The organism is Paenibacillus sp. G34 (assembly GCF_056856875.1).
Genome location: NZ_CM166469.1, coordinates 1,626,062 through 1,648,696, shown reverse-complemented (window position 1 = coordinate 1,648,696; position 22,635 = coordinate 1,626,062). Strand labels below are relative to the sequence as shown.

The 22,635-nt window shown below is 46.5% G+C and carries 23 protein-coding genes; 4 read left to right on the top strand and 19 right to left on the bottom strand.

What is annotated here, in order from left to right:
• Positions 1–8: 8 nt before the first annotated feature.
• Positions 9–806, bottom strand: coding sequence for an adenosylcobinamide amidohydrolase (locus tag AC1VYS_RS07265; RefSeq protein ID WP_482913641.1), 798 nt, complete (start codon positions 804–806; stop codon positions 9–11).
• Positions 803–1,993: a threonine-phosphate decarboxylase CobD gene (cobD, locus tag AC1VYS_RS07260; RefSeq protein WP_482913640.1), complete on the bottom strand. Its 1,191-nt coding sequence runs from the start codon at positions 1,991–1,993 to the stop codon at positions 803–805. Before cobD ends, AC1VYS_RS07265 begins: the two co-directional genes overlap by 4 nt.
• A gap of 261 nt (positions 1,994–2,254) precedes the next feature.
• Here cobD and lplA point away from each other — a divergent pair, with 261 nt between their 5' ends.
• Positions 2,255–3,259, top strand: coding sequence for a lipoate--protein ligase (gene lplA, locus AC1VYS_RS07255; protein ID WP_090918025.1), 1,005 nt, complete (start codon positions 2,255–2,257; stop codon positions 3,257–3,259).
• 447 nt (positions 3,260–3,706) lie between these two features.
• Positions 3,707–4,510 (top strand): Cof-type HAD-IIB family hydrolase, encoded by an 804-nt coding sequence (locus AC1VYS_RS07250; protein ID WP_482913639.1) that lies wholly within the window; start codon positions 3,707–3,709, stop codon positions 4,508–4,510.
• Positions 4,511–4,620: 110 nt separating this feature from the next.
• Here AC1VYS_RS07250 and AC1VYS_RS07245 read toward each other — a convergent pair whose 3' ends face one another.
• Together AC1VYS_RS07245 and AC1VYS_RS07240 are read right to left on the bottom strand one after the other, a co-directional pair.
• Positions 4,621–4,944 (bottom strand): hypothetical protein, encoded by a 324-nt coding sequence (locus AC1VYS_RS07245; RefSeq protein ID WP_145333444.1) that lies wholly within the window; start codon positions 4,942–4,944, stop codon positions 4,621–4,623.
• A 531-nt stretch (positions 4,945–5,475) separates the two neighbouring features.
• Positions 5,476–6,399, bottom strand: a complete 924-nt coding sequence (locus tag AC1VYS_RS07240) for a DMT family transporter (RefSeq protein ID WP_482913638.1) — start codon at positions 6,397–6,399, stop codon at positions 5,476–5,478.
• A 120-nt stretch (positions 6,400–6,519) separates the two neighbouring features.
• Between AC1VYS_RS07240 and AC1VYS_RS07235 the strand changes: the two genes are divergently transcribed.
• A complete protein-coding gene (locus AC1VYS_RS07235) occupies positions 6,520–7,941 on the top strand; it encodes an aminotransferase-like domain-containing protein (protein ID WP_482913637.1) in 1,422 nt (473 codons plus the stop codon).
• A gap of 556 nt (positions 7,942–8,497) precedes the next feature.
• Here the strand turns inward: AC1VYS_RS07235 and AC1VYS_RS07230 are convergent.
• The 11 genes from AC1VYS_RS07230 to cysT all read right to left on the bottom strand — a co-directional run bounded on the left by AC1VYS_RS07230 (position 8,498) and on the right by cysT (position 18,222).
• Positions 8,498–9,124 carry an ABC-2 transporter permease gene (locus AC1VYS_RS07230; protein WP_482913636.1) on the bottom strand — a complete coding sequence of 209 codons (627 nt, stop codon included), beginning with the start codon at positions 9,122–9,124 and terminating at the stop codon, positions 8,498–8,500.
• Positions 9,117–9,983 (bottom strand): ABC transporter ATP-binding protein, encoded by an 867-nt coding sequence (locus AC1VYS_RS07225; RefSeq protein WP_482913635.1) that lies wholly within the window; start codon positions 9,981–9,983, stop codon positions 9,117–9,119. The genes AC1VYS_RS07230 and AC1VYS_RS07225 overlap by 8 nt, the downstream gene beginning before the upstream one ends.
• Before the next feature lie 5 nt (positions 9,984–9,988).
• Positions 9,989–10,363, bottom strand: coding sequence for a GntR family transcriptional regulator (locus AC1VYS_RS07220; protein WP_482913634.1), 375 nt, complete (start codon positions 10,361–10,363; stop codon positions 9,989–9,991).
• A 267-nt stretch (positions 10,364–10,630) separates the two neighbouring features.
• A complete protein-coding gene (gene clpP, locus AC1VYS_RS07215) occupies positions 10,631–11,212 on the bottom strand; it encodes an ATP-dependent Clp endopeptidase proteolytic subunit ClpP (RefSeq protein WP_482913633.1) in 582 nt (193 codons plus the stop codon).
• An 18-nt stretch (positions 11,213–11,230) separates the two neighbouring features.
• Positions 11,231–12,214: an RNA polymerase sigma factor gene (locus AC1VYS_RS07210; RefSeq protein ID WP_482913632.1), complete on the bottom strand. Its 984-nt coding sequence runs from the start codon at positions 12,212–12,214 to the stop codon at positions 11,231–11,233.
• Positions 12,215–12,582: 368 nt separating this feature from the next.
• On the bottom strand, positions 12,583–13,377 hold the full coding sequence (locus AC1VYS_RS07205; protein ID WP_482913631.1) for an MBL fold metallo-hydrolase: 795 nt from the start codon (positions 13,375–13,377) through the stop codon (positions 12,583–12,585).
• A gap of 234 nt (positions 13,378–13,611) precedes the next feature.
• A complete protein-coding gene (locus AC1VYS_RS07200) occupies positions 13,612–14,058 on the bottom strand; it encodes a hypothetical protein (RefSeq protein WP_482913630.1) in 447 nt (148 codons plus the stop codon).
• 374 nt (positions 14,059–14,432) lie between these two features.
• The gene (locus AC1VYS_RS07195; RefSeq protein WP_482913629.1) at positions 14,433–15,500 is read right to left on the bottom strand and encodes a sulfate ABC transporter substrate-binding protein; all 1,068 of its coding nucleotides are present in this window, start codon (positions 15,498–15,500) and stop codon (positions 14,433–14,435) included.
• A gap of 46 nt (positions 15,501–15,546) precedes the next feature.
• Entirely contained in the window at positions 15,547–16,611 is a 1,065-nt protein-coding gene (locus AC1VYS_RS07190; protein ID WP_090918047.1) for a sulfate/molybdate ABC transporter ATP-binding protein, read from the bottom strand.
• Position 16,612: 1 nt separating this feature from the next.
• On the bottom strand, positions 16,613–17,410 hold the full coding sequence (locus AC1VYS_RS07185) for a sulfate ABC transporter permease subunit (RefSeq protein WP_154890901.1): 798 nt from the start codon (positions 17,408–17,410) through the stop codon (positions 16,613–16,615).
• Positions 17,407–18,222, bottom strand: coding sequence for a sulfate ABC transporter permease subunit CysT (gene cysT / locus AC1VYS_RS07180; RefSeq protein ID WP_090918051.1), 816 nt, complete (start codon positions 18,220–18,222; stop codon positions 17,407–17,409). The genes AC1VYS_RS07185 and cysT overlap by 4 nt, the downstream gene beginning before the upstream one ends.
• Before the next feature lie 422 nt (positions 18,223–18,644).
• Between cysT and AC1VYS_RS07175 the strand changes: the two genes are divergently transcribed.
• Positions 18,645–19,046 carry a secondary thiamine-phosphate synthase enzyme YjbQ gene (locus AC1VYS_RS07175; RefSeq protein ID WP_482913628.1) on the top strand — a complete coding sequence of 134 codons (402 nt, stop codon included), beginning with the start codon at positions 18,645–18,647 and terminating at the stop codon, positions 19,044–19,046.
• A 176-nt stretch (positions 19,047–19,222) separates the two neighbouring features.
• Here AC1VYS_RS07175 and AC1VYS_RS07170 read toward each other — a convergent pair whose 3' ends face one another.
• The 4 genes from AC1VYS_RS07170 to ppnP all read right to left on the bottom strand — a co-directional run bounded on the left by AC1VYS_RS07170 (position 19,223) and on the right by ppnP (position 22,488).
• The gene (locus AC1VYS_RS07170; protein ID WP_090918057.1) at positions 19,223–19,825 is read right to left on the bottom strand and encodes a TetR/AcrR family transcriptional regulator; all 603 of its coding nucleotides are present in this window, start codon (positions 19,823–19,825) and stop codon (positions 19,223–19,225) included.
• A gap of 5 nt (positions 19,826–19,830) precedes the next feature.
• Positions 19,831–20,463 carry a YigZ family protein gene (locus AC1VYS_RS07165; protein WP_441926646.1) on the bottom strand — a complete coding sequence of 211 codons (633 nt, stop codon included), beginning with the start codon at positions 20,461–20,463 and terminating at the stop codon, positions 19,831–19,833.
• A 169-nt stretch (positions 20,464–20,632) separates the two neighbouring features.
• A complete protein-coding gene (locus AC1VYS_RS07160) occupies positions 20,633–21,988 on the bottom strand; it encodes a glucose-6-phosphate isomerase (protein WP_441926494.1) in 1,356 nt (451 codons plus the stop codon).
• A 182-nt stretch (positions 21,989–22,170) separates the two neighbouring features.
• Complete coding sequence (gene ppnP / locus AC1VYS_RS07155; protein WP_090918062.1) at positions 22,171–22,488, bottom strand: pyrimidine/purine nucleoside phosphorylase; 318 nt, start codon at positions 22,486–22,488, stop codon at positions 22,171–22,173.
• Between the last annotated feature and the right edge of the window lie 147 nt (positions 22,489–22,635).

Genomic DNA, 22,635 nt, shown 5'->3' with positions numbered 1-22,635 from the left:
GCTCCAATTCAAATGTCATTACTGTGCCCGTTCCTTTCTTTCCATTGCAATCCGGCCTGAAGGCTTTCTGTCACCGTGTCATAAACCAGTCTGCCGATGGCCGCACCCAAAGCTGTTGCTGTGCCCGCGTAGGTGTGAATCAGCTGGCTATCATCTGCCGTAGTCTGACGTACAGCGAGCACAATCGCATCGGTTGTTGTACCGGTGGCCGGAAGTCCGTTCTCCGAATCGGCAACACCTGCATCGGCAAGCGCTGCGGCTTTCGCCTCTACCGCTGTCTGAACCGCATTGACCATTGCCCCTGAGGTCATCTGTCCATTAAACCACAGCATGATATTAATTGTGCCAGGAATATATGGAGTTCTATTTTGTTTTTCCCCATGGACATCAAACACGGTTCTCTCGGAACCTGCCCGTGCTGCATTGGATACGCCTGCAGTCGTACAGCACAACAGTCCGAACTCCGAACTCGTATACTCCTGAATGGAGGTATGCTCCAATCTGACGGCAGTTAGCAATCCCGCACACTGATCAGCTTGCTCTTGCCATTCATACAGCGCCTCTGCGATATCACGGGGCGGATCATCACACCGGTAGTGTTTGTCCACATAGATGTTAAATACGCGATTTAATTCGAGCATACCACCGCCGTATACTGCGCTGGAAAGTGCTAGAGAAGGTTGCGGACTCCGTGCTTTAACATGCCGTTCATGAGCAAATATGCGTAGACCCGGCCAGGAAGAGGATAAATAGATATTCTCGTCTCTTTTTTCATCTGTAAAATAGTTATAAAACGGGAGTGTCACAACCGCTTCCCTCCCTTTATTTTTTCGGTATGTTGCGTATGATCCTGCCGGCTCTCCTGTTCGGCAGATGCCAGATCAGCTTCCTGATCCTCGCTTCGTTCAAGCACACTTCCGAGCACATCAAGCAACTTGTCGTTGGCTTCAGCGCCTTTAACCGCAAAGCGTACATGTCCTGCATCTAGCCCCGGATACATCGCACAGCTACGAATGAGTATGCCTCGCTGTCCCAATGCCGCCTGCATAGAAGCTGCCGTCCAAGGCTCTGGCACACGCGCCAGAATAAAATTAGCCTCCCCTGGCGTCACGCTAAATCTAAAAGCCTCCAGTACTGTATGCAATCGCACACGCTCACGTGTAATTTGCGATATCGTTTCCTGTTCGAAACGTTCACCGCTGCGAAGACACGCTTCTCCTGCGATAAGTGCCAGTCCGTTGACGCTCCAGGTCACCTGTTTCTCCGTCATCGCCTGTATGTATCTTGCGTTGCCCATGGCGTAACCAAGCCGCAGTCCTGGAATCGCATAAAACTTAGTCATCGAACGAATGATGATCACATGCGAGTACTTATCCAAATCCGGAGCAAGAGACTGTCGCCGAGAAGCTGGAATAAAATCGATAAAGGCTTCATCAATAACGAGCACTGTATCATTTTCTTCGGCTTTACGAGCTAACCTGTGGAGCACCTCCACCGGATACTGCACACCATTGGGATTGTTCGGCTGTCCGAGAAAAAGCAAGTCCACCCTTTCCATTAACTGTTCGATATCTTCGGGTCTTGCCTGCCAATTCAGCTCTACCCGACCTGTAGTATGCATGACCTCCGCACCGAATTGCCGTGCCAAAGCGCGATATTCCGAGAAACCTGGCTCCACTGTTCCAACCTTGCGCGGAGCAAGTGCCAGCAGAATCAATGCCATACTTTCAGCCGCGCCATTGCCTACGGAAATTTGCTCTTGTGTTACTCCCAGACGTTCGCTCAGGAGTGCTTTGAATCCCCGATGACCCGGATCAGGATAACGAAGCACCGAATGCAAACCTTGCTGCAATGCTTCCAGAACCTCTCTGGGCGGTCCCAAAGGGTTGATATTGGCGCTGTAATCCAGAAAAACTGCAGCGTGGCCTCCAAACCGCGAAGCCGCTGTCTCCACATCCCCACCATGTCCGAACACTTCGATATAACCGGTCATTCTTCCGTCATCCTCTCTGTATGTTCTTTTTATTATGGATGGCATGTGTGGGATGGGTCAATCCTGTATTCCTTGTGAATTCATCTGCTGTAAAGAGTTATATCAAAATAAAGGGCATGTACGTCTTTTCTTTGTGTCCCAACAACAATTCGTTTACAATAGAAGAGGAATTTCAGGAGCTTCGGTTTTCTGATTCATGGGTACAAGCATCACTACATAAGGGGCTTCGCGCCTCTCACATACATTAATGGAGGAATGACCATGCTGTTTGTAGATAATCAGGGCATTACAGATCCTTCTGTAAACCTTGCGATTGAGGAGTATATTCTGAAGCATCTGCCGATGGAAGATGATAGCTATCTATTGTTTTACATCAACCGTCCGTCGATCATTATCGGTAAGCATCAAAACACGATTGAAGAGATTAATATCGAGTACGTTCAGGACAACGGTGTGCAAGTGGTACGTCGTCTTTCCGGTGGCGGTGCGGTATATCACGATCTAGGAAACCTGAACTTCAGTTTCATTACGGCGGATGACGGTCAATCCTTCCATAACTTCCGCAAATTCACCCAGCCTGTGGTTGAAGCCTTGCACGAGCTTGGCGTCAATGCCGAGTTGACTGGGCGCAATGATCTGCAAGTCGGCGAAAAGAAAATTTCGGGCAATGCCCAATTTGCTACCCGTGGTCGCATGTTCAGTCACGGCACGCTAATGTTTGATCTGAATCTGGAGCATGTTCAGGCATCCTTGAATGTGAATCCGGAGAAATTCAAATCCAAAAGCACCAAATCGGTACGCAGCCGTGTTGCCAACATTCGTGATCTGATTGACACCAATCTGACGATAGAAGAGTTCCGTGATGAGTTACTACGTCATATTTTCCGTATGGAGCCGCAGGACGTTCCTCAGTACAAGCTGACCGAGAAGGACTGGGATAAGATTAAAGAAATCTCGGCGGAGCGTTATAACAACTGGGACTGGAACTATGGACTGTCACCGGAAAGCAATGTGAAGCATACTCGCAAATTTCCAGTGGGCATTATCGACCTGCGCATGAACATCAAAGATGGACGCATCGAAGATATCAAAATCTTCGGCGATTTCTTCGGGGTTGGCGATGTGGCAGATATCGAAGACATGTTACGCGGCAAGCGTTATGACGAGACTGAGGTGCGCTCTGCACTGGAAGGTCTGGATGTGAAGCATTACTTCGGCAACCTGGAGCTGGAAGACTTTATCGGTCTTGTTTTCCTGGAAGAGTAAATAAGGAAATACGACATTTAGATGGGTATAGATTGTTTGAACGCATTTTTGATTACACATTTAACGGAAAAGACGGAATTCATATGAAGAAGCGAAGTGCTCGCGTCCGGATTTTTACCATCTATTAAGTTGAATCACTCATTTACACAATAACGGAGAAGACAGAACAAACCTGGAGAAGCGAAGCGTTCGCCTTTATCACCGGATTTTCTCCCTTAATAAAAGGGATTCAAAAAAAAATCTGGGGATAACAGCGATCGTAAGGTTATTCTGTCTTTGGAGTGTCCGTGTAAATCATCGGTAGTTCAACTTTTATAAATAAGCACTAATAAAAATCCAGTGATGATTAGAGCGATCATAAGATGAATCTGCATTTGTAGTGACTTGTGTAATCTATTTATTTCGTTCAATGAAATAGAAACAGATAAAAAAGGAGAGAAACATCACATGACTTACAAACTCATTGCTATCGACATCGACGATACCCTCATCAATGACAACAAGGAAGTTACACCCGCTACGCAAACAGCGTTGGAACAAGCCGTTGCACATGGAGTAGTAGTAACCCTCGCGACAGGACGCGCTTACGCTTCCGCACAAGCACTTGCACGCCAAACCAAGCTGAACGTGCCTATTATTACCTATCAAGGTGCTTTGGTGAAAAACTTGCTGGATGAAAAAGTACTCTATGAGCGCTATGTGCCGCAAGAGGCTTCACGTAAATTGTTCGACTACTGCCTGGAGAAAAATCTGCACCTACAAACGTACATCGACGACAAGCTGTACGCTCGTGAAGAAAACCAAAAACTGCTCGACTATGCCAAACTAAACGGTACGCAATATTACATCGAGTCCGACTTCATCAAAGTCATCGAACAACCAACACCAAAACTGCTCATCATCGACGAGCCAGATTACTTGGATCAAGTAGCTGAAGAGCTGCGCGAGTTGCTCGGACCTGAAGTGCACATTACCAAATCCAAGCCGTATTTCCTCGAAATTATGCACAAAGAAGGTACCAAGGGCCATGCTCTAACGTTCCTCGCTGACCATTTCGGTCATCAGCTTAGTGAGTGTATCGCCATCGGTGACTCCTGGAACGATCACGAGATGCTGGAAGTCGCTGGACTGGGTGTAGCGATGGGCAACGCCATCCCTGCGCTGAAAGATCTGGCAGACTACATTACGGCGAGCAACAATGAAGACGGCGTAAAAGAAGTTATTGAGAAGTTTGTACTGAACGCAGAGTAAAACATAAGAAGTTGTGCAAAAACAAGAAAGCCCGGATACCACGATGATTGTGGTTCCGAGCTTTCTTGTTTCTATCCATTTTTTGATGAGTGGATTATGATAGCTTTAAACTATTTCTTGTTAGCCATACGTTCCAGTGCTCGAACTGCTCGTTCCCGCTGGTCTCTCACTTCTGCTCTTCTTTCTACCTTAGCATCTATCCCACCTGCCGAAGCTCCCCACAAATGACCAATGATACTACCAAGTATACTTGGAACTGCCTGTTCAACATAATAGGAATCTACTTCTAGCACAATCCCAAGGTAGAACACTCCTCCCCAAAACAAAAATAGAGTAAAAAATGCTAAAAAACGATGAAAAAATGAGAAAAACAGAAAAATTAAAAATGGAATAATCCCGATTAAATATGAGACAATATGTATCTCTTCTTCCATGAAAGCCTCCAAATAAAGTTAATTTCTGTGACACTCTTTTCTTTCCAATTCTTTCTAATCCATTTTTTAAAATACTGCTAAATCTTATATATCCGGTTTGCTGCTATAATTCTAATAAGATGCTTTCGTTCGCTCTCCCTCCGGATCAAGTTAGTTACATTCAACAACAATATACCATATCCACGTTTGTCCCATATGTCTTTTTTTGCAAACAAAAAAGAACTCTCCAGTATGACATGTTGTTATATCATATCTGAAGAGTTTTTTGATATAGCCTCACATTCCTCTATCTCTCGAATTCTTTTTTCACTTAATGAGAATTTCGATCAAGAGCTAGGTTCACTTCGACTGAAATGGAGATTATCCTAGTTTTCAGTTATTTTTTTAGAACAATACCGAAGTCAAGAATGAATACTAGGATAGAAAGAACCACACTGGCTACGAAATTCAGGAAGATTTTTCTCATCATTTCACACGACTCCTCAAAGTAAGACCTTTCACTATCATATTATAGAGGAGATACCCGATATCCTAGGAACCCTGCACGATCACTTTCGTACGTTTCCCCTTCCACAACCAACCGCTCATCTTCTCATTCATGGCCAGTAAACCAGAGATCACCAGCACTACACCAACCCAAGTAATCCAGCTGACATGCTCTCCGTACACGATCGCACCGAGCCCAACGGCAATCGGTGGCGATATGTATAACCAGGTGGCTGGGAACAGCGGATTGGTGCGCGACATGATCCAGTAGAACAGACTGTGCCCCACCATCGAACCGATGACTGTCAGATAAATCACAGATGATACAGCAGGCAGTACATCCAGTGCCGACATATTCCATGACTCCGTCAGTGCGGACAGGATGAATAACAACGCACCGCCATACATCATCTGCACCGCATTGATCGCTACAGGACTCATCTCGCTAAACTGATGAATGACCTTTTTGGAGTATAAGGTACCTGCTGAATAACAGATTTCTCCTATTAACACAGCGATACATCCCCACAAAAATAGTGAACCCGCGCCGAGCGATACTCCTGGTAATACGACGAGCACCACACCTGTAAAGCCAATCAGGCAGCCCACAATCATACGCGATGATGTTTTCTGCCGTAACACTGCCGTTTGCATTAGCATAATCATGAGCGGCCCTGTAGCCGAAAGAATTGCCCCAACACCTGAGCTGACATGTTGCTCCGCCCAGTATAATGTGGCAAACGTGGCAAACGTTAAACCTGCACCGGTAATCAGCATTTCTTTGCGGAACAGCAGAGACAAATTCACTTTGCCCTTCATCCACATCCATGTAAACATTAAAACTCCCGCGATCAGAAACCGCAGCCCCGCTGATAGAAAAGGCGGCATGCCTGCCTCTACTCCAATTTTAATCGCCAGAAACGTTGTCCCAAAAACGAGACACATTACGGTAAATGCAATCCCCACCATGTCAACCACTCCTTTATCTGTTCTCCATCATAGCTCATGGTCTACAGAACAGAACGAACAAAACAGAACAGTTTTCCTTCATAAGCTGTTACAATGAAGTTCATAAGGAGCGTGAATCGGGTGGGCAAAACGTTAATGATGACAGATAACAGCATGAAACGGTATGAGCAAGTCATCCATTATCTCATGGTACGGATCGAAGCAGGCGAGTGGGCTGAACAGGAAAAACTGCCTTCGGTGCGAAGCCTGTCCGAACTGCTCGGCGTACACCGACTAACTGTGTTCAAAGCGTATCAGGATTTAAAGCAGCGCGGGATTGTCTATGTCAAAGACAAGTCCGGTTATTTCGTCAGTCCGGCGAAACCACTAGCGCTTACCGATCAGGCGGATGATCCATCAGTGTCGGCATGGCTCCATTGGGATACACTTGACCGGGTCCAATCGCTGGAAGCGGAATATCAGTTTTCCAAATCCTTAATCGATCCTGCACTACTACCCAATCGATACTGGGGCGAGTTAATGCGCGATCTGTTAGATCAATATCCTCGTCTACTCGGTACGTATTCAACGATCCAAGGCGATTTAGAGCTTCGTACCAGTCTGGCCAGCCATTTGACGGCCAAAGAACGCTTTTACCTGTCGTCTGACGAAGTGCTGATTACATCCGGTGCTCAACAGGCGATTGATGTTATCTCCCGTGCACTGGTCAAGCCCGGAGACCGGGTACTGATTGAGCGACCTACTTACGGCCCTGCCATGGAAATTTTCCGCAAACAGGGCGCACGGCTTGTTTTTACCGATATCCATCCCGAGGGGTACGATCTGGAGCAGATTGAGCATCTGATGAAAACAGAGAAGCCACGTCTCTTTTATATGACACCGACGTTTCAAAACCCTACGGGCATCAGCATTTCTGTAGAGCAGCGCAAACAGCTGCCGGAACTGGCTGAACAGTATGGCTGTTATCTGGTGGAGGACGACAGCACGTATGATATTTATTTTAAAGAGAAAACGCCAGCGCCTATCTTCACTTACGATACCTCCGGGCATACGTTGTACATTCGCAGCTACAGTAAATATGTTGTTCCGGGATTGCGCATCGCAGCTATTATGTGCCGTCCGCATCTCATGCCAGGGCTACAAGCGATTAAGGCTCTGACCGACAACGGGTCCCCCCTACTGAATCAGAAGTTATTTCTTCGATATTTTCAATCGGAGCGCATGCATCAACATCTGTCCAAACTGCGAACCGCGCTTCAGCTGCGAATGGAAGTGATGGAACAGTGTCTTCTCCAGACGGACTGGACGTGGACACGCCCCGAGGGTGGTCTGAACATCTGGGCCGAGCTACCGGAGGGGATCGACACAGGTAGACTGCTGCACCAAAGCATGGAGCACTCCATTGCTTTTGTACCTGGCACCGTGTTTGATCCCTCGCACGCATCGGGCATCCGCAAGCTACGCCTCTCCTTCTCCTACGCCCGGGAGCAGCAGATCCGGGAAGGCATGGAGAGACTGATCACCTTAGCGGCGAGAAGTTAAAACGAAACTTCGGTTGGGATCGATGACGAGAACTAGTTAGAGCAATAGAGATACGAAGGAGTACGGGAATCCAGGTGAGATACGGAAGTTTGAAGAGTGGATTGAACCTCGGGAAGCCTTAAAAATGTGCAGAATTCTGAATGTACCCACTGACAGTGGGTCAACGAAAGCTCAGAGAGTCAACGAAAATGGGGAAAGGTGTCTAAGGCTTAGGTCAGACAACTTTTTGTCTATCATCAAAATGGCTGTTTCCTCTGTGGGCACATCGATGTCCACTTCATGCCAACGCTAACGATCACCAGAAACCTTATTTAGGCGTTTTTCACAACCTAAAAAATGTAACGATCACCAGTGACCTTATTTCAATGGAAACATGCCATTTTTGCTTATTTTCCATCGAGATAACTAAAATAGCGTCTCCTGAGATCGTTACATTTTTAAATCACCTGAATTGTAGAAATTAGGCTCATCTGTGATCGTTAGCGCCCGACTACCCATGAACACACTTAGATTTATATAAGTAAATAGCTATAGTCATTTCCTTTCAAATCACCGCTCACAGATCTTTTCTCTCAAATAGCCGGATCGTGACGACATACGAAACAAGAAACAAAGCCACTATCGCTATGGCAATCCCCACGATAATGGGGGTTGTGATCAGCCCTTCTTTACCTGCAACATCAAGAATAAACGCGGTCGGTTGAGCAAGAACAATTAAACAAACAAAGAAAACTGTATTGATGATCCCCGCTCCCTTTTTGCTGAGTGCATAGAAAAGTGGCATATAAATAGATACCAGTATAAGTACCAACCCCATAGAAATGAGGATATCTAACAGGGAATAATGAGGTTTGTTGAGTTCAGGATAACTCAGGTTAACAATCTTGTGAATGCCGAAGGATACAAGCACTCCAAACAGGGAGTAGAGAATGGAAGACAGGTACTTTGCTTGCACGATCTGTTTGCGACTGACTGGAAGTGTAACTAAAAAGTTATGATTATGGTTTTTGATATCAATCATCGTAGCTAGCATAATCGAGCCAAAAGCCGTATAAATCCCTACGAGATACATGGACATTTCCATCTTCGGAATAAACGCCCAACTGAAAACCACCACATACACACCCACAATCCACAACGAACTTCTCAGTGCAATAAAGTCTTTGCGAAGCAGATTAAGCATGTTGACGCCCCCCTTTTGCCGTGAAATAAATCAAGTCTTCCAACGCGGGCCTATGCAAAAGAGCCTCACTGCCGAACATACGCTGTGCCTCCACTTTGTTGTCCGATAACGCTTCAAAACCAATCGATGTTTCACGTATGCCAACGAATTGACGCCGGGTATCCGCATCCAGTAGTTCCATATCGCCTTTCACAATGGTGTAGCGCTCAAGTACGTCGTCTTTGGCTTCATTAAAAATCAGCTTGCCTTGATTAACAAAAGCGATATAGTCCGCGATCCGCTCCAGATCCGTCGTAATATGTGTCGAGAAAATGATGGATTTGGACTCGTCCTGAATCATGTCGGCGAGTAGATCAAGCAACTCCCTCCGAAAAATCGGATCAAGACCGGATGTTGGTTCATCCATAACAAGCAGATCGGCATCATGAGACAGAGCAACCGCAAGCGAGAATTTGATCTTCATGCCTTTGGATAAATCCTGGATTTTCTTTTTCGGAGACAATTCGAATTGTTCCAAATAACTCTTGAATAAGGCATGGTCCCAGCGACTATAAAAAGGAGCGATTAAACGTGACATTTCCCGGATGGTCAAATGTTCATAATAAAAGCATTCGTCTGACACAATACCGAGCCGCTGCTTGATAGCCACATCACCGCTCGGATTCTCGCTGCCCAGCGTTCGCACTGTTCCCCGATCAGGATGGATGAGTCCGGTAATCATTCGGATTAATGTACTTTTTCCAGCCCCGTTTGGGCCAATGAGCCCTGTGATAAATCCCTGTTTCACCTCTGTGGATATGTTATCCACCTTAAATAATGGGTATTCTTTCGTAACATTCCGCAATTCTATCGCATTCATCGTGCCTATTCCTCCTCCAACAGCAAAGTAAGATGATGAATCAAATCCTGTGAGTTCATGCCCAGTTCCTTGCTCTCCTGAATAACCTCAAGCATCTTCGCTTCGAATTGCTTCATACGCCTCTCCCGGATAAAATCCTGATTTGCACCGGATACAAAACTCCCCTTGCCAACCACGGAATCAATCAACTGTTCCTTTTCCAGCTCTTCATATACACGTTTCGTTGTAATGACGCTCACTTGCAAGTCCTTCGCAAGTTGACGGATGGAAGGCAGGTGATCCCCTGCTGCCAGTTCTCCGTTAAGAATGCTTTGGCGGATCTGGGATAAAATCTGGATATAGATGGGATCGCTTGATGCATTGGATATCCGTATATTCATGTTCGTTCTTTCACCTCATTGCCATTGTTTCATATCATTAACCAGGTATAGTGTATATATATAATATATACACTATACCTGGTTAAGGTCAATCCTTTTTATCCATTTCTTTCTACCCAACAGAAAAACAAACAAACAAACAAACAAACAAACAAACAAACAAAAAAAAAACGACAGTCTCCTGTCGTCCCAATCTTTACATTCGTTATTTCGCTTGTATTTGGTTTTATGTTCCATTTGCTTCTTCAGTTTCATTTACGGTGACACTTATGCACCTGTAACAACCTTATCCACCAGACCATATTCCATCGCTTCAGTTGCAGTCTGGAAATAATCTCGGTCGGAGTCTTTTTCAATGCGCTCCAGCGGCTGGCCTGTATGGTCTGCAAGTAATTGATTCAGTCGTTGACGGTGCTGAATAATGCGGTTAGCATGAATCAGCATATCCGATGCCTGCCCACGTGTGCCGCCAAGGGGTTGATGGATCATGATCTCACTGTTCGGCAGCGCCATTCGTTTACCTTTTGCTCCACCCACCAGCAATATCGCACCGAAGCTCGCTGCCATCCCTGTACATATAGTCGATACATCTGGCTTAACGAACTGCATCGTATCATAAATCGAGAATCCCGCTGTCACCGATCCCCCCGGACTATTGATATACATCTGGATATCCTTATCCGGGTCCTCGGCACTCAAAAACAATAATTGGGCCACGATGGCATTGGCCATCTGATCCTCAATCTCTCCCGACACCATAATAATGCGGTCTTTCAGTAAACGTGAATAAATATCATAACTCCGCTCACCGCGAGCGGTTTGTTCTACTACGTAAGGTACAACGTTCATATAGGTCGCCTCCTTATATTAGGCAGCCATGGTGACTGTATACCTACCTCCATAGGACATCGAATTTCTGCTTGGAGTGGCAGTATCGTACATCACTGGCTGCATCGCTCGAGACGGCAGAACCTGCTGGAGAATCGTACCCGCCACAGCCATCGGATCATCGGTTCGATTCAGGCACAGATCAATGAGACGTGCAGTATCCCCTTGGCGGAAAGCCATCAGATAACTACGCAGCTGCTCTTGCTCGAGATCGGCGTGCTCTTCCCTCGTCCCTTGTTCCAATGCAGACTCTGTTCCTGCATTCTCCAAATTATGTCTGACCTTGGTTAAAGCTGTGCGGGCACGGCTTAATGCTGCTTTTACGGCACCTTCGGTTGTACACAGCGTCTCAGCAGTTTCTGCCGCCTTATATCCCATGATTTCACGTAATATATAGATCGCTCGCTGCCACGGTGGCAAGGTTTGAACTAAAATTTGCACCGCAGACTCCAGCTCTTCAAATGATCCTTCTTCCGTACATTCGGACATCACAGGTTTCATCTCTGCGAGAATAGATCGAAGCTTCTCCTGCTTACGAATTCCATCAATCCATGTATTGCGTGCAATCCGAATCAGATAAGCCTCCCAATTAAACGACGCGTCTGATCTTTCGGAAGCTTGCACCACCTCTGACGATAATCCCTTAAGACAGGTTTCCTGTACGAGATCCTCTGTCTCTGTCACTGATTTGGTCAATGACAAGCAATATGCATAGAGTGAAGCCATCAAATCAGGCAATATATCGTGCAACATGGGGTGCGAAATACGTTTCCCAACAGCATCCTTTGTACAATCCATATCATATCTCTGATTCGTTGTAGTAATCTGATTTATTGGACTAGCTTGATTCATTTGATTGGTAATTCCGCCAGCTCCAACATGATCCGTCTTGTAATTACGCGTGTTACTCCATTCATGCTCAAGTCTGTTGACTTCGCAATCTGCGGACTTCACAAAGGCCATCTCGGGGGCCCCCCTTTGCTGGTTCCTGATTAATAATATAATTTGAACTAAAAATTTTACACAGGACACTCCGATGACAGAATAACCTTCCAATCGCTGTTATCCCCAGATTTTTGTGATCCCCTTTTCCAAAGGGGAAAATCCGGTGATAAAGGCGAGCGCTTCGCTTTTCCAGGTTTTTTCTGTCCTCTCCGTTATAGTGTAAAAAATAGTTCAACTTATATTAATTAAGTGTTTCATTATGTAAACGAAGAACCTCCTGAAAAGGATACGCTCTTCTGAATTTATTTTTTACAACAAAATCTATTCCTCAATCTCAAATTCTCCAATTTCAATGCCGAATCCTGATTTCGCATCGACATCGAATCTTAGCCCAGCGTCACCGTCATGCCTGTTCGTGCTATGGTAATGCCCTGATCCAGTTTATGGTCCTGCCTTACATCTACATCATGTGACATATGTGTAAAATAAGTGTGTCCCGGCTTCAGCTCTCGCAAAAGCTCCTGCGCCTCCTGCATATCGTACACCGAACGCGTTGAAAACTCCGCCAGCTCATGCACAAAACTTGTGCCCAATACCAGTAGATCCAGTCCATACAACAGTTCCTTCTCGTCTTCCTTCAAATCTATAGCATCCGAACAGTAAGCCCAAGCATACCCCCTACGTTCCAATCGATAAGCGTACGAAAATCCATTGTGTCCGTGACACACTTTCCAGGAGCGAATCGTCCATCCACCGAGTTCAATCCCGTTATCCGTTTCCATAAAATCCATGTGACGAGCGAGCCACGGAAATTGTCCCTGTATCGTAACGATTACCTCACGCGGGGCATACAGCTTACCCTTCACGCCTAGCCAGCGGCACGCATCCGCCCATTCCGGCAGGCCGCCAATATGATCAAAATGCGCATGTGTAATCAGCAACTTATGCACCATACGCATTCCCTGATCTTCCATCTGAGAACGCCAGTCCGGCCCACAGTCGATCATAAACATCCCGTCTTCAGGCTGATCTTCCACGTGACTACCATCATGAATCATGACCGATGAACGTTTTCGTCGATTTTCTCCTGTCTGCCTCGCCTCTGCACATACCTCACAACTACAATACACCCTTGGGACACCCATGGCGTCGCCTGTGCCCAGAAATGTGAGCTGATTCATTCCGCATTCCCCTCTCGCTCCCTGAAGCCGATTCAGCTCAGATGTGATGTCTCTTCCTTCGTTATCAACAAAGTTGTGCCACAAATATTTTATGTAACTTGTAATCCCCTACCTCCGCTTTTGCAAAAAAAAGACTCTCCCACTCACAGCTCATCACAGCTGGCCGGGAAAGTCCGTCGTCTGACCTCGCTGGAAAAGCCCAGCGTCAGACATGATGGTTCCGTATGCGTCCGCTCACACCAGCGCACGCAGTTTCAACGTCAGTTCACGACCAGCAGGAACCTCTAAGGCATCCGTGATGACCCAGTTCCATGCCAGACGTTGCTCTAGCACCTCAGCCTGTTCTGCAGTCAACTGCAAACCGGTGATAACCCCTTCACCCACCGCGAAATCCTTGTCTGCTTGCAGATTAAATGCTTTTTCCAGCCAGATGCCAAGTCCTCCACGCGTATTAAACGTAATTCGATACCCGTTCCGTACAGCCCCTTCCAAGTCCTCACCATGCTCGTCCGCATAGGAGAAAAACGTATCGTACCGATAATGCTCTTCGGATACGCTATCAAATGCCGCTACATCCTTGGCTTGAATCGCTTTTAATATATCCGCTTCTGGCATGCCCTTGCCGCGGGCCTGCTCCAGCCGAATCGCTGTGCTTTGGGACAATTTGATCTCTGTACTCATTACGGTCACACCTCTCTGCAATTACGATTATGCCAACATGTGTATTAGTATACTTCCTATTATAACCTTTTCGTAGTAAAAAACCTCCATCTCGGCATGCCGTAAAATGAAGGTTCACATTCCTGTATAAGTTGAATTAATCTCTCTTACACCGAACACTCCGATGACAGAATAACCTGGAGAGTAGCTGTTATCCCCAGATTTTTTTAGATTCCCTTTTCCAAAGGGGAAAATCCGGTGATAAGCATATGCTTCCGATGTAGCTTTCTTGCAGAAAGCTTTTAGGCGAGCGCTACGCTTTTCCAGGTTTTTTCTGTCCTCTCCGTTATTGTGTAAATAAATAGTTCAACTTATATAGTTCATTGTTCAATGGGCTACAGTCCTGCCAGCACCTGATACCATACGCCGCGTTTGGAATACAGTGTCTTCCGCACCTCATCCCATCCACCCAGATAGTTGATATCAAACAGTCCCGCTGGTGTCGGGAACGATTCTTTCGTCTCGGCAAATACGTCCGGGTCTACCGAGCGGAAGCCGTGTTTCGCAAAAATACGCTGCGCTTCAGGTGTCCGCAAGTATGCGATAAAGGCTTCCGCCAGCTCCCGATTGCCATGTTTGTCAGCGTATTTATCCACCACCACTGCAGGATTTTCAATGAGTATCGTATTTTTCGGCACCACGATATCATAGTCTACACCCTTTGCGATTCGAGCGAGCAATTCATTCTCGTATGTTACGATGACGTCCCCTACACCGTATTCAAATGCCGCCATCGAGGAACGGCCACTCTTGTCAAGGGATTCAACGTTCTGGTGCACCTCTTCCAGAAATGCTTTGGCTGCGGCAGGGTCTTTCTTGCCCTCTTTCTCCTCCGACAGCTTCAATCCTGCACCGTAAATAGCATTAATATCCCACTGTGCACCGCCGGATGTTTTCGGGTTAGGATACAACACCTTCACGCCAGGCTTGGTTAAATCCTGAAAATCTTTAATCCCCAGTGGATTGCCTGCTCGTGTACCTAAAACAACAATCGAACGGGTAATCATGCCCTCATTCGGAGTTTGTTTCCAATCCGTAGTGACCAGCTTGGCCTTCACCAGTTTATCGATGTCACTTTCCATCGCCAGCAAGGCTACATCCGCTTCGAACCCGCCGACGATCGCTCTAGCTTGAGTTCCTGAGGCTTCATAAGACTCTTGAAAATTAATACTCTGTCCCGTTTTGGCTTTCCATTCTGCCTGGAACTTGGGCAACAGTTCACCTACCGCATCTTTCGCTACGCTATATGCACCAATAACCAGTGTGTTCGAAGAATCCCCACTCGAAACCCCGGCTGGCTGCCCTGGCTCCTGCTTGCTGCATCCGGCAGTCACACAGACGAGCACAAGCATCAGGATCACGTATAGAGGTATAAATTTCTTTTTGTTTTGGCTCGTCTGCATGGCCGCTCCTTCTTTCATTTCTGCTTTATTCTTAACATAACAGGCTCTAGATCATGACAGGCATCGGATCTTCTTTCAGTCGGTTCTCAACAACCCAGCTCTCCGAGTCGTTGAACAAATAGGCGCGGTGCACAAGCACACGAATCGTTTGCCCGATCTCCAGTGTCGTTTTCTCCAATGAGCGATAGGTGATGAGCTTATGACCCTCCACCTCAACTTCAACCATCCATTCACTACCGCGGAAGTGAAGATGTTTCACAATGCCTTTTTCCGTTGCAGACAACATCGTGAACTCGTTTTTGAGTCCAATCTCGATATACTCCGGTCTGATCAGCGCACGTGTATTGCCACCTTGCACCGCATGCTCGAAACCTTTCAGCTGAGAGGCATCCTCCACCACCGTGGACTCCCCAATAAAAGTCGCCACGAAAGGGGTCTGCGGATTTTTATAAATATCCCAAGGGGTACCCTTTTGCTCCAAACGGCCTTGGCTGATAATCATAATCTCATCTGCTACTTCAATGGCTTCATCCTGATCGTGAGTAACAAAGATGGACGTGATGCCTACCCGCTCGATCAACTCACGCAGCCATGAACGAAGCTCTTGACGGATCTTTGCATCAATGGCTGCAAACGGTTCGTCCAGAAGCAGTAACTGTGGCTCAGGCGCAAGCGCTCTGGCAAAGGCCACACGTTGACGCTGTCCACCTGACAACTGGTGCGGGTAACGCTGTTCGAAACCTTTCAGCCCAGTCAGCTCAACGAGTTCCATCACGCGATCACGAATCTGGGCTTTGGGTGTCTTTTTCACCTTGAGACCAAACGCAATATTATCAAAAACACTCATATGTTTGAACAACGCATAGTTCTGAAATACAAATCCAATGCCTCGCTCTTGGGGCGGCAGATGATTCACGACTTTTCCGTGGAAGCGGATCTCGCCCGACCCTGGGCTTTCAAGCCCTGCGAGCATACGCAGAATCGACGTTTTCCCGCCTCCGCTGGGGCCGAGCAAACCGATCAGATGTCCTTTGGCAATATCGAACGAGACATCTTTTACCGCATGAAAATCACCAAAGTGTTTGTTCAGATCACGAACTTCTACATGCATCTTAATGCACTTCCTTTCGCTTCTTGGCCCATTCCATCAGGAGCAGCAGTCCTACGGAGAAGGTTACCAGCACCAATGCCACACCGTTTGCGGCTGACACGTTGAAATTCTCTACATCCTGATACACCAGTGTTGTTGCTGTCTGCGTTTTATTCATAATGTTACCGGATACGACCAATACCGCCCCGAATTCTCCCAGTGAACGCGCTACCGTCAGAACTAGACCATAGACCACTGCCCAGCGGATGGAAGGCCAGGTAACACTCCAAAACGTTCTCCAGCCATAGGCTCCAAGTGTGGAAGCCGCCTCTTCCTGCTGCGAACCTAGCTCTTGCAGGACGGGCATAACTTCCCTTACCATCAACGGGAACGTAACGAACAACGTGGCAATAACCATCCCTGGAAAAGCGTACACCACATTAAATCCGATGCCCTCAAAAAATCCTCCCATGATGCTGTTTGGTCCAAGCAACAAAACAATCATCAAACCGCCAATAACCGGCGATACCGCATAAGGTAAATCGACAATGCTGTTAAGCAGTCCTTTCACCCGTTCACTCAGCCATCCTGCGCGGACCAGATAAATCGCCATCATGATGCCAAACAGTGTATTTAACAGGGTAACCACCAGAACGACCAACCCTGTCATCATCAGTGCGTGAAGCGCCTCAGGACGCATAATACCTTTAACAAAGCCGCCTGCACCATCCTCAAACGCGCCAATCAGAATCCGTCCGAGAGGAATGATCAACAGCAATGTGAACACTACAAACGTAAGTCCGATTAAGAGTCTTCTCATCTTCTTCTCCCCCGCATCTGTACGAGATTGATCAGCCAGAGGATCAGGAAGGAGAGTGTTAGAAGCAATACGGATACTGCGGCCGCTCCTGTCGGGTTATCACTTTCAATCTCACCATAGATAAAAACAGAAGCGGTTAGTGTTCTGCCCGGAATATTACCGGCAACCAGTACAACTGCGCCAAATTCAGCAAGCGCCCTGGAAAAAGCCAACATTCCGCCGCTAATCATGCCAGGAGCCATAGATGGAAGAATGACCTGCATGAATGTACGTGCCTTGGAAGCACCCATCGTGTACGAAGCCTCTTCCTCGGAAGGATCGATCTCTTCCAGCAAAGGCTGCACTGCCCGGATGACAAAAGGAAAGGTAACAAAGGTCATCGCAATTACAATTGCAGGCTGATGAAATACAATTTCAAACCCCATGGATTCAGCCAGTTTCCCGACAGCACTGATCGGGCCGAGCAACAGCATAATCATCAGACCGCCTACAGCTGTCGGCAACGCAAAAGGCAAATCGACGAGACTGTTAAGAAAGGATCTGCCAACGAATCGATATCTGGTTAACACCCAGGCAATCATGGTTCCTAAGACCACATTAATTATAGCGGCGACCACGGCCAGACGTACCGTTAATAGCACCGCCTTCCATGCGATCGGGTCCATGATGCTCTCAGCAAAATTGCTCCATCCTTCAGAAAAGGAATTGGCGTACACACCGATGATTGGAAGTACAATGAGCACGATGAAATATAACAATACGGTACTGCGAAAACCCCAAGTCCATCCCTTGTGACGAAGAACGGTGTTCATTACTGTGTTCCCTCCCAGCCTCCGGCTTTAACTCCGGTCGGCAGTCTACCTGATTTCATACGACATTTTCCTAAGTTGGATAAGTTTACTTTATTATTATTCCCATTAGTCTACTTGGTTTTTGCTTATCTGATACTTTACCAGTTTGCAGTGCTGATCGTCAATGCTTTTATTCGAACTATTTGATGCCTTGAATACACAAATTCCCCCATTTTTAATAAACGATTTCAGTACATTACATTGGCGAAATTCCGTTCAATGTAATCAAACATTTGTGTAGCCTTCATCCTTGTATACTTCCTTTTATAAATCGTTTATTTCTACCTGTAGAATCAATGAGGTTTGTTGATCTTCAGGTGGTTAAGTTACTATCTAGGGAGTTAAAATTGAGAAGAGTCATTACAACAATAAGGAGGAAAGACATGTTATACACAAAAAATATATCAACATTTGCAAGAGATGAAATGAAGGATATCACACGGGAAGTCAAACAAGTTGTACAAAGGAGCGGCGTGCAGAATGGCACCGTGCTCATTTATTGTCCACATACAACAGCTGGCATTGCTATTAATGAAAATGCGGACCCCGATGTTAAACATGATGTCTTGTTACGTCTCGATGAGGTGTACCCATGGGAGCACCCTCAGTATCGTCATGCCGAGGGCAATACGGCCTCTCACCTCAAATCAATAACTACCGGTCCATCACAGACTGTCATCCTTCATGAAGGCAGACTGCTTCTCGGACGCTGGCAAGGAATCTATTTTTGCGAATTTGATGGACCGCGTAACCGGGAGTATTTTATTAAAATTATGGAAGGTTAAGTTCCATCTCCAAAAAAGACAAACACAAACAGGCGCTCCACCCTGTACCGGGGTTAGGAACGCCTGTCTTCATCTTCAGCGTATGAAAATAATATCTTTCGCATGATAACGTAATAAAGAGTTAATGTTATGATCAATCACCGCCTTGAAGTGTATGGGCAGGCATAAGCGGCAAATTATTGCACGCCAGGCTGCTGACCCAAGTTACGGCACAATACTTTCACATGAGACAACGCAGAGGATTCGATCTCCGCAAACGTTAAACGGTCTTGAATATGATACGATATGAATCCGTGCATAGCCAAAAACAAAGTACGCGGCACATGCTGAATATCTTCTTCGGCACAGCCCTCTTCCTTCATATACTGCCGAATAATCGACGCAAACAGTTCGAAACAACGTCCTTGCTCCGTACGACAATAGGACAATAACTCCTCGTCCCGAATCATAAACATAATCTCGTATTGATACGGATTCTCCAGACCAAATCGAATAAACTCCATCAGAATATGCTCCACTTTGTTCACGCCGCCTGCAACCGGCCTGACCATGGCTTGCAATAGTAGATGTCCAAGATGGTTGAAATCCTCTACCACGATCGCATAGAATAACTCTGCTTTTTCTTTAAAATGATAATACAGCGACCCATGACTATACCCCAGATGCTGACCGATGCTTCGCATCGAAATGGCGCGGTATCCTTTGGTAATAAAAAGATGCCTCGCCGCCTCCAGTATCCGCTCCCTCGACAACTCCTGTTCGACTGCTCTTCTAGCCATATATTTTATTCCCCTTCAATAAAATAAAGCCGCTGTCCCTCCGTGATCCGGGATTGCCCTTGCGTCAAATCCGTGATCCAGGCAATAAATGCCTCGGTTTCACTATCCGGCGGAAGACAAGTTAACGTAACTTTATCGGTGAAAGCAGTTTCACCTGTACGCACTTCCCGGCTTCTTAACTCATTTTCCACTTTCCCAAGCCACGTATAATCCAGCTCTACAAACACTTCTCGGTGCAACAACTTGGTAATTGCTTCTCCTGCTTCAATCGCCGCTACAGCACCATCCGTATACGCACGGATAAGTCCGCCAGCACCAAGCATGATTCCCCCAAAGTAACGTGTGACCACAATTGCTACATTCTTTAATTGCTGATTCTTGATCACTTCAAGAATGGGTTTCCCTGCTGTACCACTCGGTTCCCCGTCATCAGATTGCTTCTGAATCTCATCCCGCTCGCCAATCATGTACGCCGAGCAGTTATGTGTCGCATTCCAATGTTTTTTCTTGATATCATCAATAAAAGCAATGGCTTCTTCCTCGGTTGTGACAGGCATAATATGACCGATAAACCGTGACTTTTTGATCACGATTTCCAGTTGCCCCGATCCCCGAACCGTTCGATAACGTTCTATCATTTCCAATCCAACTTTCCTTAAATCATCCATTTTACAAGAAAGCAGTTCCCCGCATATTGCGGATGAACTGCCTCGGTTAATTTACATCCGGGAACCGACACCCTGCAAAGGGTCGCATTCCCGAATGGACTTAACTATCCTTATTTAACTATATGAGCAGAGTCCAGAATTATTCGGAAAGTCTCGCTTCAAGCGCTGCTTTCTCTTCTTCAAAGCCTGGTTTGCCCAGCAATGCGAACATGTTTTTCTTGTATGCTTCCACACCCGGTTGGTCAAATGGATTCACACCCAGCAGATATCCGCTGATGCCGCATGCTTTTTCAAAGAAGTATACCAGATATCCGAACGAATATGGAGTCATATCTGGAATGTTCACAATCAGATTCGGAACTTGACCATCTGTATGTGCGAGCAACGTTCCTTGGAATGCTTTTTTGTTGACGAAATCCATCGTTTTTCCTTCTAGGAAGTTCAAACCATCCAAATCGTCCGCATCAGCCTCAATGGAAATGTGTTCGGATACTTCTGCGACTTGAATAACGGTTTCGAAGATGTTCCGGCTACCCTCCTGAATGAATTGGCCCATGGAGTGCAAGTCTGTCGAGAAATCCACGGATGCAGGATAGATCCCCTTGTAGTCTTTACCTTCACTTTCACCAAACAGCTGTTTCCACCACTCGGATACGAAGTGCAAGGACGGCTCGTAGTTCACCAGAATCTCTGTGCCTTTACCTTTACGATATAATGCGTTACGAACGGCTGCATATTGATACGCTTCGTTCTCCGCTACATTCGGGTTACTGTATTCCTTGGAAGCGTCAGCTGCACCTTGCATCATTTCTTCGATGCTGATCCCCGCTGTTGCAATTGGCAACAAACCTACAGCAGTGAGTACGGAATAACGTCCACCAACATCATCCGGGATGATGAAGGATTCATAACCTTCTTCGTTCGCCAGCTTTTTGAGTGCTCCGCGCTCTTTATCTGTTGTTGCGTAGATACGTTTGCGAGCTTCCTCTTTCCCGTATTTTTTCTCCAAAGCTGCACGGAAAATACGGAATGCAATCGCTGGTTCAGTTGTTGTACCGGATTTGGAAATAACATTCACGGAGAAGTCTTTGCCTTCTACCAGATCCAGCAAGTGTGTCACGTACGTGGAGCTAATGTTGTTACCTGCAAAATAAATCTCAGGTGTTTTGCGTTTATCTTTCGGCAAGTTGTTGTAGAAGGAATGTGTCAGCATCTCGATCGCTGCGCGTGCACCCAGGTATGATCCACCGATACCGATCACGATCAGTACTTCGGAATCACTTTGGATTTTGGCAGCCGCTTTTTGAATGCGGGCAAACTCTTCTTTGTCATATGCTGTCGGAAGGTCGATCCAACCGAGATAGTCGGAACCTGTTCCTGTACCGTTATGAAGCTGCTCGTGAGCCAAGCGGATCGGTTCAGCGAAATAGTCTACTTCGTGCTGGTTTACAAATTGCAAAGCTGTACTATAGTCAAATGTCACTTTTTTTGCCATGATCTCAAAAACCTCCTGATATCGGTATAATAATTCCGTTTTCCATGTTAAACAACTTGTCCTAAGGATACTTCAAATCCACCCTGCTGACAAGCTTACGGATGAACTTGGCTGTTAACATTCAAGAAGCAAAAAGGGCAAATCGAATCCGCAGCACTGCGGTTCGAGTTCCCCTTCTTGTGTTATTCCGCCGGGTACGAGCAGACGTAGTCGGTAACGCTGCGTATCTCCAGTTTGAATTTGGATTCAGCAGGCACGTGGAATGTAGCTTGGCCTTGAATCTCTTGCCACTCTTCTTCACCAGGAAGCAATACTCTCAGATCGCCGGATAGAATCTCCATAATTTCACGGGAATCTGTGCCGAACTCATAGTTGCCTGGAAGCATGATGCCTAGCGTCACTTTGCTGCCATCCCCCAAAATAACCGTTCTGCTGGTTACCTGACCATCATAATAAATGTTGGCCTTTTTCACTACACTGACTTGATCGAATTGTGACATGCGTACCCGCTCCCCTGAAGTTAATGAAAACAAAAGGCAACACAGATCAGGGCAGCCATGCCGCCCTTGACTCTGCGGAAATAACAACTGCCATGAGCCAGAAGCGCCGGAAGACGTTCGGCCCATGACAGACGGTTGAAGTATAAA